Raw genomic sequence first — 11,761 nt, 5'->3', positions numbered from 1 at the left:
AAGTTCTAATCCTCTAGTATACTAGCATTATATCTAATTATTTATGAAACAGGAGGAATACGATGACAAAGCCTAATAAACCTATTGTGACACATATTTATACAGCAGATCCTTCTGCACATGTTTTTGAGGGAAAACTCTATATTTATCCTTCACATGATTTGGAGCATGATCGTCCATCTAATGATAATGGTGATCAATATGCGATGGAAGATTATCATGTTTTGTCAATGAATGATGTAAGCGCTGCATGTGAGGACCATGGAGAGGTACTTCATGTTAAAGATATACCATGGGCAAGCAAACAGCTATGGGCACCAGATGCTGCCTACAAAAATGGCAAATATTATCTTGTCTTTCCTGCTAGAGATCATGAGAACATTTTCAGAATTGGTGTTGCCACAAGCTCTAGCCCTGCTGGACCTTTTAAGGCAGAAGATAATTATATTCCTGGAAGTTTCAGCATTGATCCAGCTGTCTTTATTGATAACGATGAGAAAGCATATGTTTATTTCGGGGGATTATGGGGCGGTCAGCTAGAAAAATGGCAAACAGGAAGCTTTAATCCTGATGCGGAAGGGCCAGCACCTACTGAACCTGCTTTAGGGCCACAAGTTGCAGAATTAAGTGAGGATATGCTTACATTTAAAGAAGAACCGAAAGAAATTTCCATCGTCGATGAAGATGGTCATCCAATTCTTGCAGGCGATGAGGATCGAAGATTTTTCGAGGGACCATGGGTGCATCAATATAATGGCCTCTATTATCTTTCCTATTCAACAGGAACGACACATAAAATAGTTTATGCTGTTAGTGAAAATCCTCTAGGACCGTTTGTCTTTAAAGGAACGATTCTGAAGCCTGTCATTGGTTGGACCACTCACCACTCTATTGTAGAGTTTAAAGGAAAGTGGTATCTGTTCTATCATGACAGCTCCTTATCTAAAGGATTGAATCATCAGCGCTCTGTTAAATTTACTGAATTGACTTATAATGAGGATGGAACGATCCAAACCATTGATCCCTATCCAGAAGACTAATTCCAATGATTACACCCTGTCCATTTACTGGAACAGGGTGTTTTTGTACCAACTACCGATGCATTAACTGCACTCTCGCGTAATCACTCATGTTAGCTGGTGACCATGCTGGTGTCCAAACTAAGTCTACCTCGACATTTTCCACTTCATTTACTTTTTCGATAGCTGTCTTTACCCCTGTAACAATGGTTGCATGGAGAGGACAGCCTGGTGTAGTAAGTGTCATTCTTATTGAGACATTTTTACTCTCTACACTGATATCGTACACGAGACCAAGATCCATGATATTAATATTCAATTCTGGATCGATGACCTCATAAAGGGCTGCTTCTACCTTATCTTTTATGCTCATCGCTTCTGTCCTTTCTACTATTTCCTCAAAATTTGAATAATTGTGATACCATATAAAACAATGGACACAAATAATAAACCTTGAAAAACCTGCATAAGCAGAATATTTTCAGTCAAGAAAGCTATTACTGTTCCAACTATTCCAATGAGAAAGCTACAATAGATGATGATGTCATTCTTTTCATTTATTAAATCTTTTAAGGCTGGAACTTGTTCTTTGCCTATTTTTTTATCATATTTTAATGTCCACCATAGAACGGGAACGATTTTCTTTAAATAACCTAATATACTAAAAATAATCCATGTCATTATATATAGATAAATAAGCACTCCCCATATAACGGCATTTGCTTTCATTAAACTAACTATAAATGCTAGGAAATGAATAACCGAGCCAAAATATATTGCCATTAAAGCAAATCGAAAGGATCTATCTAATTGTCTTCGTAATCTTTTTGCAAGCATTTCTCGAATATCTAATAAAAATAACGTAAAGCCGATCCATAGTAATAACCAACCGATTTGGCTTAAGGTTGAATCATTCATCCAAAAGGATAGAATTAAAAAGAACATACCAAGAAGATAGATAAAATAAGCTTTTTTTATCCACCTCATCGAAAACCCGTGAGCAAGGCTAAACATCGGAACAAGCTTATAGGAAAAACCAATAATTAATAGAGTAAACCACCCGGTAAGCCCAAACAATAAATGGGACGAAAAAATACTTTCATGACGTAGAATCTCCCCATTGCCAATATTCCAAGCAAGCAGGAATCCAGCTATTATCGTGAGAAAAAGGAAAGTTAGTGCCCCGACCACTAGCCCTGTTATCCTATTTTTTTGTTTCTGTGCTTTTATTGTCAGGTACATTTGAAATAAAAACATTAGAATTCCAATTATCGTTATTGCCCCGCCATAGAAAGCGATACTAGGCTTAAGACCAAGCTGAATACTTAATATTAGGATACCGGATATAGTGATAATGTATTGATAAAATCCGAAACGTTCATTCCAAATGGGCGTCAACAGTACCACTGGAATCATTTGATACATAGCGCCCATGACAACCATTACAGCAAAGCCTAATATTAATAAATGAAACGCCATCCATAAGCTCGGAATTCGAAAATAGCCATGGATCAACCATTCTGAATTCCAAAATAAAATAAATTGCGAAGCTACCAGTCCTAGTAAACTTGTTAGAATAAAGGCTAGTGCTAGTTTTATATTTACATGAGAAAAGGAATTATTCATCGTTCATCACCTTTATTTATAAATCGTGATAATGTAGCTACCATCCGATTGTGCTTCACATTCATAATGGATTCCTTGTTCATCCAATTCTTGAAACAAAAACATTGGTCTGCGATCATTGATGATCATAAGCTTTTCACCAGATGTTAATTCCTCTAATTTTTCCAATGTTCGAATCATCGGCTGAGGTGGTTGAAGACCTCTGTTATCTAATTGAATCATTCCCCTTCACCTCCCCTATGACGAAATGTGACAACCCAATGCTTATGACCGATTTTTTCTGCCTCATAGGTAAAACCTCTTCTCTCCATTATCTTAAAGAGAGGAAATGGTTTAAATGGGGCATGTAAAATAAAAGCCTGGTCGTGATCTAACGACTTGACGGCATTCATAATCTTTTGAAAGGGTTCTTTATTTAATCGAAGATCTTCTCTAACATCCAGTTCAATATAGCTATTTTGATTTTCCCTCATCATTATTCCTCCAGAAGTTCTTTCATTAATGATAATCATTCTCGATGAAATTCGATGTGATTTTTGTCACTTAAAGATGACATCAATATCATCATACTTCTAAAGAAAAAAGAGACTTTCCTAAAGGGAACAGTCTCTTGATAACACATTTCCAGTAAACTTTTTAAATAAATCGAGATATTCTACCAACACGGTTTTTTATCATTTACTTGCTAAAATACTTAGTATTTATTTTAGATAAACTTGTAATGAAACCTTTCCATTGGCGTAAGACCAAACAGTGTTTTCTACTTTTAAGTTAGCATGAAATGCTTCAATCCAAACTTGTTTTGAGTTTAATAATGCTAATAGTTGGGCAGAATGAAGTGTCAACTCTTCAGTTTGTTCATTTTTTTGATACACAAATACAACAGTTATAGAATCTCCTTGACTAGATACAATACTCATTTACTTCACTCCTTAATATTTATACTATTGCATACGAGTAGCCTAAGCAACAGGTTTCACAACAAATATGTCCATAAGAGCACAAATCCTTGATTGTTAATAAACTCCTGTTATAAGAAAAATAATTGGAAGTATACTAAATGCGATGTTTACAATAAAATGACAAATGATTAGAGGAAATAATCTTTTTTGTTTAAGGTAAATAAACCCACTGCCTAATCCCCATACAAAGAATGCCACTGCATAGACAATAGCACCCTGTATACTTGCTGCTAGCATAACGTGCTGTAATGCAAAACCAATGGAAGGAATTATAATACTAATCCATACTCTTTTATATTTTATTATAAACTTTCGTTGTGCATATCCACGGTACATTAGCTCTTCAATCGGTGCATTTAGAAAAGGGAAAATTAATGATATACATGCGGCAAACCATATAAGCCATCTTGGTCGTGTGAAAGAATAATTCTCCACATTTCCAGCAAAAACCGTTTGAAAATGGTGGATAAACTCAGTGCCATACATAATAAACATGGTTCCAATAACAGCTATCACAAATGGAATATACAAAATAAAAAGCCAAAATAAACCGTACAAAATATCTTTCCCTATACGATTTGGATGAAAATCTAATAAATTTTTTATAGAACGTCCTTCTTTTTTAAGTATTCGATATAAAAGCACGTAGCAAATCAAATTGACAACAGTAAAGTAAATGACCGATAAATCAGGTAAAAAGAAAAAATTAGGTTCAAAGCCAAATATTTTTAATAGTATGAAAACAAAAAATAACGTAACAATCAACAACGGAATTCGAATAAATGAGATAATCCATGCATTTTTCATGAAATAGACACCTGCTCCCCTGCTTTATTTATACATCAGCCTCTACTCCTACAATTGGAAGAATTACTCCTAACAAAGTTAACGGAAGAAGACTAGAAAAATAATAAAACCCACGACCATAATAATAAGAAGAATACCAGTCCCTTTCCAGCCCAAGCTTCCGACCAAATCAACCAAACTTCCATTCTGCGCTCTACTAAAACCATCACTCACATTAGTTGTTGGATTATTCTTTAATTCCGATTGCCTTAGCCTTTCTCTTTTTTGTTCAGCTGTTTCTCTATTGCTCATCAAGTCCTCCCCTTTACTTAATTCTGATTTATATCATTTTCATTATATAATTATAAAGATCATTATTATTGGGATACGAAGTTAAGTTAATTGAGCTTTTATTTTCTCAATAATGAATCGATAAAAAGAATCTTGATGTGGAACGAACTGATCTCTTCCTACATATTTTTCCATCCATTCCTTTTCTCCTTTAGTAAAAACAAATCCTGTAATTTTAATTTTCTCTTTTTTACCTAACCAGAATTGTTCAAAATCTTTTATTCTAGCTTTCACCATACCGGACACCTCTTCAGCTTGCAGAATAAAATCATTCAGATGATGTTCGCTATTATATAAAAAAATATTAGCAAATTCGTTATCGATTAGGTTTCCATGCTTGACACTATAGGAAAATACGCCTAATGGAACCAATTTTTCATAAGCTATATCCATACCTAGCTCTTCCTTTATCTCCCTTACTCCATCCTGAACGGTTTCATCTGCCAATAAATGACCAGCTGCTGTAATATCTAAAAGGTTAGGATAGTCCTTCTTTTCTTTACTCCTTCGTTGCAAATGAATATAGTAGGTATCTTCTTCCTTACTGACAAACCAACAGTGGAATACCTCATGCCAATAGCCGAATTTATGTACATTGTCTCGAGTAGCGATACCTATCTCATTTTTATTCATATCAAAGATTTTAAGCTGTTCTTCTTCCAAGCTATTTCCTCCTTGAGCTTACGGAATTTCATATAAAGGTTAACATAATATTCCAACAAAAGACATAGGAAAAGCCAATCAAATTTTGAACTGCCCCCTGTCAAGTAGACAGCGGAAATAATAAAAACTGACCTAAGCGGCTTTAGCTCTATATTCCTAGGGCTAAGGCCGTTTAGTCGTTCTTGATATCTTTCATTGTTATAAAAGTGAATATATTCATCAATTGCTTTGAGAGATCCTCAAATGTCTCATACTTATGTATATAATACTTCTCGCATTTAAGAGTTCCCCAAAATGATTCCATCGGACCATTATCAATACACTTTCCAACTCGAGACATACTATGTGTCATCTCTGCATTATCTATCCTTCTTTTAAACCCTTGTGAGGTATACTGAAATCCACGGTCACTATGAATTAGAGGATGTTCCCCATCTAATAGATTAATAGCTTGATCAACGGTTTTAAATACAAGTTTATTATTTTAGAATGACCTAAAACATAGCTGACAATCGAACCATCATACAAATCTAGTATGGCACTTGAATACGCTTTCTTTGAGGAACCATATTTGAATTCGGTGACATCGGTTCCCCATTTTTCATTCGGCTTTTCAGCTCTTAGAACGTCCTCGTCTATCCTGTAAAGCACCCATCCACCATTTTCGTATTTACGTACCCATTGATAAACTTGTTAATAAGAAACTCGATATTTCTCCGCTGTTTGTTGATAGCTCTTCCCGTTCGCTAAAGTGTCTTGTACAATTTCAATACGTTCTTCCCAAGTCGTTTTTCTTCCTTTGGTCATAGAGCTCGTCCTTCTTTTTCCCGTATCTTTTAATTCCCTATGACCATTATACTGCTTTATCCATCTACGTAATACCGACCGACTCGAAATTTCAAATTTTCGAACAATCTCTTCTTGGGAAAACTCTCCGGATACGTAACTCTTTATAGCTCTTACCTTTAATTCTTTAGAATACCTTTTCCATGTTTTTGAGTTTTTTAACCCTCTTATACCTTCCTTTTCAAATTTCTGTATCCATTTATAAAGAGTATATTTTGAAATTTGATATCTTGAGCATAATTCCTTCAATGTATAATTTTCGTTTTGATAGTCCTTTATTACTTCATATTTAAATTTACTTGAATAAGATTTATTTGACATAGAAACTCCCCTTAAGGCAAAACAGATTTATATTTTTTAATCTGTCTACCTTAAGGGGAGCATATCATTTATTGATCGACTTTTTACTCCTTCTATTTAACAATCGTAATATTGTAGACAATCCATATCTAATAATAGATAGCCTCCTTTCGTGCCTTTGACGAGTCCCTCTCTTTTCAATTTATTAATTGTTCGACTGACGGTTTCCCTTGAGGAACCGATCATGTTCGCTAGTTCTTGATTCGTAAAACGAGTGGTGAGGATCATATTTTTATCCGTACATTGCTTCCCATGTGTCTTGGAAAGGCGAATTAATAGCATGATAATTTGTTCTTCCGTATTATGGAGTACTAGTTCTTCTAAGCGTTTTTGTAAATCTACAATAATATCACCCATTACTCGGAACAATTTAATGCTTAATGATGGGTATTGTAATAGTAATTGCTCAAATGCAAGAATTGGTATTTCCACTAAAGTAGCTGGCTCTATAATCTCGGCATGTGCCGGATAATTACCTTTTCTAAAGAAACCAGCATGTGGAAACATATCCTCAGATTTGAGGATCGATACAATTTGTTCTTTTCCATTAATATCTGTTTTATATATTTTGACTTTACCTTTATGGATGAAATGAACTCGTTCTAAGGACTCGCCCTGCATAAAAACATAACTATTGGTTGCATATTGTTTAATTTTAGCAATTTCCGTTATAGCCCCAATTTCTTCTCTGGTCAATTCTTTAAATAATGGCACATTCCATAAAACATCCTGAATGATATTTGTAGACATCCAAACCTGCTCCTTCCCACAGACATTGTCTTAGCTAAGTAACCAATTGATGGAGATCTCTTCTTTATTGTAGAAAAGTTTATCAAATAACTTTGTGATTCAAATCACAATCTAACACTATTATTATCGATTCTTAGGGCTAATTCAATAAATTGTCATAAAGTTTTCCTTTAAAAGTGATTTTTTTCACTATTATGACATCCATTTCGGATTACACTGCATCTATATTTTAAATTTTTCACAAGAAGGAGTTCATCAATGTTTACTCGAGATTATCATAAAAATCCATTTATCGTTATATGGGAACTAACTCGCGCCTGTGAACTAAAATGTCTTCATTGCCGAGCAGAAGCACAATATAAACGCCATCCTCTTGAACTCAGCTATGAGGAAGGTATAAATCTAATTGATCAGATTCACTTGATGGATAATCCACTTTTGGTATTTACTGGTGGTGATCCCTTAATGCGTAACGATGTTTATGCTCTAGCAGAATATGCCGTAAAGAAGGGTGTCAGAGTGTCGATGACACCAAGTGCAACACCAAACGTGACGAAAGAAGCTATTCAAAAAGCAAAGGTGGTCGGCTTATCAAGATGGGCATTTAGTTTAGATGGTCCAACTGCAAAAATTCATGACCATTTTAGAGGAACAAATGGCTCATTTGACTTAACGATACAAAGTATTCAATACTTACATGAATTAGAAATACCTGTTCAGATCAACACGGTTATCTCCAAATATAATTATGAGGTACTAGATGAGATGGCAGAATTAGTAAAAAAACTGCAATGTGTGCTTTGGAGTGTCTTTTTTCTTGTCCCGATTGGAAGGGGACAAGCGAAGGATATGATCTCTCCTGCAGAGCATGAAAAGGTTTTGCGCTGGCTATACCAGTTAAGTAAAAGAGTGGATTTTGATATTAAAACAACAGCAGCACAGCATTACCGACGAGTTGTAATCCAGCAAAAAATGAGGGAACATAAAAATCGGCATGACCATATTGATTATGAGGATGCCTTAATAAAAGGGGCAACTGGTACAATTGATGGTCTTGGACGTGCACCTAAGGGAGTAAATGATGGAAATGGCTTTGTTTTTGTTAGCCATATTGGAGATGTTTACCCAAGCGGTTTATTGCCGATAAAAGCTGGAAATGTTAGATCATCATCTCTTGCAAATATCTATCAGAATTCCACCATTTTCAAAGAATTACGAGATCCTGACCTTTACAAGGGGAAATGCGGTGTTTGCGAATTTCGACATGTATGTGGAGGATCACGCTCTCGAGCGTATGCTGCCACCGGAGACTATTTGGAAAGTGAGCCATATTGTGTATATATTCCCAAAGCAATGAGAAAGAAAAAACCCATCTAAAAAAAGCTCGGTGAAAAGCCGAGCTTTTTTGATTATAGTAGAGCTATTTCCTTTAAGTAAACGAGCACCAGCCCTGTTCGACTAAGAGCAGGCTTTCATCAAAATCTTCATTCATAATCTCCTGGATTGATGAACCATTTCTGGATTAAATAAATCATGATACATATTCCCATTGTTATAAAGCCCCATCCTAGTGTAACTTGTTCTACTAGCAAATAATTATTACAAAGCTGAACAGGGGATAGAATATAAAGAACTCCCATTACTGTAAACAATACTAATATAAGAACAAACAACCATTGTTTAGCTGATGAAGGGACCTTGGACCAGCTGTCTCGAAGTGGGATTCCTGCAAAAAAGGTTAAACTAACAAATTTAAACCACTCGACCAAATAGTTTTGTAACGCATCATCCATTGTGCGAGGAATTGTCCAATATACAGTAATCAATAAAAACAATAACAGTCCTGGCTTACCATTTTTGTTCCATTCTAAAAAAAAATTTGGAGCCTTCTCACGCAGGAATGGATACATTAAAAATCCTGATAGGATAAATAAGGGCATCTGCATATGCATGTGTAGGATCATAATCGATTCAAAAAAACGAGCAATTGGCGGTATAATTAAAAATATAAATAACAACATACCAATGAATGGTTGAGTCATACTTGTTCCCCACCTTCACTATTCAAGATATGCTTTACCTTTTGTATCGCTTGTTCGACATTTTTATAATCCAATACATCTAGTAACTCACCATGTTGATCTATCAAATAAAAAGCCGAATTGTGTGCAAAATTTCCTTGATTATCTGGAATGACAATCACACCCAACCTCTCCAATAATCGCTCTTGCTCTTCATGATTATTAATTCGGGCCATTCGCCATGAGTCGTGTTCATCGGTAAAATAATCATGATACGATTTTAATCTTGCTGGTAGATCTCTTGTTGGATCAAAGGTAATGCTTAGAAAAACGATATCCTTACCTAAGTACGTTTTAGGAATTGCCTCATAAACCTTTGCCATATTCCCTTCCAATTCAATACATATGGAAGAACATGATGCATAAAAAAAGGTGATAAATAAGTATTTTCCCTCAAACTGATCAAATCCATAAACTCGATTCAGATGATCCTCTAACATAACCTCCGGCAATTTTGGTTGTTGATCCTTTAATTGATTCACCCTTGCGGTCTCGGCAGTGAAAGCACGAAAGCCATCCGTTCCTAAAAAATAAATAAGGAAACAAACAATAAGAACTATCACATAGGAGAAAGTGTTTTTTGATTTCAAATATAATTCGCCTCCTGATTTTCGGAGTCGCTCTTACCATGTTTTAAAAGGGGGTGAGCCTGGTGGTGCATTGACAATAAATTCAACGAGTGGAATTACATAGCCCATGGCTACTGTTATTAATAACAGGAATACCCATGTTCCCCATCTTTCCGTCCAATAAGGCGTAGGTGTTGCATGTTCTTCCTCTTCAGCGATTGGAAACCCTTCCTCTCCTCTAGGTGAGAGAAACATCATATGAAATACAGCATAGACCTGAATGATTACCGCAATAATTAATAAGGTTCCTCCAATAGCTAGAATAATTAAATAAGGATCCCAGGATAAGGCCACCTCATGTTCCCCATAATTAGAAAATGAAGTACGCCTTGGTGAGCCAATCAATCCAACTAAATGCATGGCTATAGACATGAGTGACATACCGACAGTCCATAGAATAGTTTGCAAGATCCCTAATGTATTAACTTTTGCGGTTAACTTTCTACCAGATAAATAGGGTATAAGCCAGTAACTAATTCCAAAGAAGGTTAAAGCAACCGTCATCCCAAGCGTTAGATGAAAATGTCCAACAACCCAAAGTGTGTTATGGATCACTTGATTTAATTGATGCATCGTCTGCACAATCCCACCAGCTCCACCAGCTATAAAAGCAACCATTGCTACAAACGGTGCAAAAAAGCGAACATCCTTCCATGGCAGCTTGGTGAACCAGCCAAATAGCCCTCTACCACCTTTCTTCCGGCCTGTGCGCTCGAAAACGGCAAACATCGCAAAGGCGGTCATTAATGATGGAAATCCTATCGCAAGACTCATAAATACATGCATATATTTAATTGGTTCTGATATTCCCGGATCCACAATTTGATGGTGAAATCCACCTGGAATATTTAAAATAACAAGTAAAATAACTACAACTCTAGTTAACGTATCACTAAATCTTTTTCCTCCAATAATTTTGGGAATGATCACATACCATGCAGATATAGCCGTGATATACCAAATATTAACGAGTGTATGTCCAAACGCCCAAAACAGTGTCCGACTTAGCATGACATTGATGGTTTCTACCCATCCGATAGCCCATGGGATAATCATGAATACTTCGACTGCAACAAAAATACTGGAGAAAAATAATAAAACAAAAACACCTGTAGCAAAAAAAGCTAAGATCGGTATGTTTTGACCTTTGTGTTGTTTTCTCCATTTTGCCACACTAATAAATACGCCAAATGCACTGACCCAAATTCCTAATACAATCAATACAAGCCCAATATAAAAAATCGGAGATGCAGCCATTGGTGGATAAAAGGTATACAAAACAGATGCTTCATTTTGCAGAATAGGAATTAGAGCGATAATAAAGCCGATTATCTTTAATCCAAAGGCGATCCAAGCCATTTTTCTTACCTTTGGTGATAAACCACCTAAAGTATGAGACAAACCAGCATAAAAGTAACCAATAGTAAAAAATGCAGTAAAAATGAGAATTAATAAAATACCGTGTGCTGTGAGAATTTGATAATAATTGAATCCATTCGGTATTTCGAGTAAACCTGCACGATTTAAGCCTTGCACTAATCCGAGTATTCCACCTACAAGCAAGGCAATGAATGTGACCACCATGTAGGATTTTGATATTTTAACATCTTCTGGAATTGCACCAAGCTTGTTCTCTACTCTTTCTATCATACTTTTTTTAAGTACAGTCAATCCTCTCACCCTCTCTA

At 35.6% G+C, this 11,761-nt stretch carries 14 protein-coding genes and 1 pseudogene; 2 read left to right on the top strand and 13 right to left on the bottom strand.

All coding sequences use genetic code 11. From position 1 onward, the window contains the following. Positions 1-62: 62 nt before the first annotated feature. Complete coding sequence (locus ACZ5N5_RS12290; RefSeq protein WP_054787399.1) at positions 63-1,040, top strand: family 43 glycosylhydrolase; 978 nt, start codon at positions 63-65, stop codon at positions 1,038-1,040. A gap of 52 nt (positions 1,041-1,092) precedes the next feature. Here ACZ5N5_RS12290 and ACZ5N5_RS12285 read toward each other — a convergent pair whose 3' ends face one another. From ACZ5N5_RS12285 to ACZ5N5_RS12240, 10 genes and pseudogenes are all read right to left on the bottom strand, one after another. Further along, complete coding sequence (locus ACZ5N5_RS12285) at positions 1,093-1,392, bottom strand: metal-sulfur cluster assembly factor (protein WP_054787398.1); 300 nt, start codon at positions 1,390-1,392, stop codon at positions 1,093-1,095. A 17-nt stretch (positions 1,393-1,409) separates the two neighbouring features. After that, positions 1,410-2,645: a hypothetical protein gene (locus ACZ5N5_RS12280; RefSeq protein ID WP_109984967.1), complete on the bottom strand. Its 1,236-nt coding sequence runs from the start codon at positions 2,643-2,645 to the stop codon at positions 1,410-1,412. Positions 2,646-2,657: 12 nt separating this feature from the next. Then, entirely contained in the window at positions 2,658-2,864 is a 207-nt protein-coding gene (locus ACZ5N5_RS12275) for a DUF2249 domain-containing protein (protein ID WP_054787469.1), read from the bottom strand. Beyond that, on the bottom strand, positions 2,864-3,118 hold the full coding sequence (locus tag ACZ5N5_RS12270) for a DUF2249 domain-containing protein (RefSeq protein WP_109984968.1): 255 nt from the start codon (positions 3,116-3,118) through the stop codon (positions 2,864-2,866). Before ACZ5N5_RS12270 ends, ACZ5N5_RS12275 begins: the two co-directional genes overlap by 1 nt. 228 nt (positions 3,119-3,346) lie before the next feature. After that, the gene (locus ACZ5N5_RS12265; protein ID WP_054860623.1) at positions 3,347-3,565 is read right to left on the bottom strand and encodes a hypothetical protein; all 219 of its coding nucleotides are present in this window, start codon (positions 3,563-3,565) and stop codon (positions 3,347-3,349) included. Between the two features lie 96 nt (positions 3,566-3,661). Beyond that, positions 3,662-4,414 (bottom strand): lysostaphin resistance A-like protein, encoded by a 753-nt coding sequence (locus tag ACZ5N5_RS12260; protein ID WP_464372563.1) that lies wholly within the window; start codon positions 4,412-4,414, stop codon positions 3,662-3,664. 78 nt (positions 4,415-4,492) lie between these two features. After that, positions 4,493-4,705, bottom strand: a complete 213-nt coding sequence (locus ACZ5N5_RS12255; RefSeq protein WP_054787393.1) for a DUF6366 family protein — start codon at positions 4,703-4,705, stop codon at positions 4,493-4,495. 81 nt (positions 4,706-4,786) lie between these two features. Next, positions 4,787-5,407, bottom strand: coding sequence for an NUDIX hydrolase (locus ACZ5N5_RS12250; protein ID WP_109984970.1), 621 nt, complete (start codon positions 5,405-5,407; stop codon positions 4,787-4,789). Between the two features lie 132 nt (positions 5,408-5,539). Beyond that, positions 5,540-6,574, bottom strand: a pseudogene (locus tag ACZ5N5_RS12245) (IS3 family transposase). A 96-nt stretch (positions 6,575-6,670) separates the two neighbouring features. Further along, a complete protein-coding gene (locus tag ACZ5N5_RS12240) occupies positions 6,671-7,363 on the bottom strand; it encodes a Crp/Fnr family transcriptional regulator (RefSeq protein WP_464372562.1) in 693 nt (230 codons plus the stop codon). 258 nt (positions 7,364-7,621) lie between these two features. Here ACZ5N5_RS12240 and ACZ5N5_RS12235 point away from each other — a divergent pair, with 258 nt between their 5' ends. Then, positions 7,622-8,740, top strand: coding sequence for a TIGR04053 family radical SAM/SPASM domain-containing protein (locus ACZ5N5_RS12235; protein ID WP_109984972.1), 1,119 nt, complete (start codon positions 7,622-7,624; stop codon positions 8,738-8,740). A 107-nt stretch (positions 8,741-8,847) separates the two neighbouring features. Here ACZ5N5_RS12235 and ACZ5N5_RS12230 read toward each other — a convergent pair whose 3' ends face one another. The 3 genes from ACZ5N5_RS12230 to ACZ5N5_RS12220 are packed head-to-tail and all read right to left on the bottom strand — an operon-like array spanning position 8,848 to position 11,723. Next, positions 8,848-9,405 (bottom strand): hypothetical protein, encoded by a 558-nt coding sequence (locus tag ACZ5N5_RS12230; protein WP_464372561.1) that lies wholly within the window; start codon positions 9,403-9,405, stop codon positions 8,848-8,850. Further along, positions 9,402-10,034, bottom strand: a complete 633-nt coding sequence (locus tag ACZ5N5_RS12225; protein ID WP_347403257.1) for an SCO family protein — start codon at positions 10,032-10,034, stop codon at positions 9,402-9,404. Before ACZ5N5_RS12225 ends, ACZ5N5_RS12230 begins: the two co-directional genes overlap by 4 nt. Positions 10,035-10,067: 33 nt before the next feature. Continuing rightward, entirely contained in the window at positions 10,068-11,723 is a 1,656-nt protein-coding gene (locus tag ACZ5N5_RS12220) for a cbb3-type cytochrome c oxidase subunit I (protein ID WP_109985104.1), read from the bottom strand. Positions 11,724-11,761 lie beyond the last annotated feature (38 nt).

This window comes from Gracilibacillus sp. JCM 18966 (genome assembly GCF_055392695.1).
Note: the sequence above shows the minus strand (reverse complement) of the source record. Positions and strands in the feature narration are given on the sequence as shown.

Bases quoted from the DNA above. Each gene is read 5' to 3' on its own strand.
- ACZ5N5_RS12290 (WP_054787399.1), top strand. From the start codon at position 63: ATGACAAAGCCTAATAAACCTATTGTGACACATATTTATACAGCAGAT.
- ACZ5N5_RS12285 (WP_054787398.1), bottom strand. From the start codon at position 1,392: ATGAGCATAAAAGATAAGGTAGAAGCAGCCCTTTATGAGGTCATCGAT.
- ACZ5N5_RS12280 (WP_109984967.1), bottom strand. From the start codon at position 2,645: ATGAATAATTCCTTTTCTCATGTAAATATAAAACTAGCACTAGCCTTT.
- ACZ5N5_RS12270 (WP_109984968.1), bottom strand. From the start codon at position 3,118: ATGAGGGAAAATCAAAATAGCTATATTGAACTGGATGTTAGAGAAGAT.
- ACZ5N5_RS12265 (WP_054860623.1), bottom strand. From the start codon at position 3,565: ATGAGTATTGTATCTAGTCAAGGAGATTCTATAACTGTTGTATTTGTG.
- ACZ5N5_RS12260 (WP_464372563.1), bottom strand. From the start codon at position 4,414: ATGAAAAATGCATGGATTATCTCATTTATTCGAATTCCGTTGTTGATT.
- ACZ5N5_RS12255 (WP_054787393.1), bottom strand. From the start codon at position 4,705: ATGAGCAATAGAGAAACAGCTGAACAAAAAAGAGAAAGGCTAAGGCAA.
- ACZ5N5_RS12240 (WP_464372562.1), bottom strand. From the start codon at position 7,363: ATGTCTACAAATATCATTCAGGATGTTTTATGGAATGTGCCATTATTT.
- ACZ5N5_RS12235 (WP_109984972.1), top strand. From the start codon at position 7,622: ATGTTTACTCGAGATTATCATAAAAATCCATTTATCGTTATATGGGAA.
- ACZ5N5_RS12230 (WP_464372561.1), bottom strand. From the start codon at position 9,405: ATGACTCAACCATTCATTGGTATGTTGTTATTTATATTTTTAATTATA.
- ACZ5N5_RS12220 (WP_109985104.1), bottom strand. From the start codon at position 11,723: ATGATAGAAAGAGTAGAGAACAAGCTTGGTGCAATTCCAGAAGATGTT.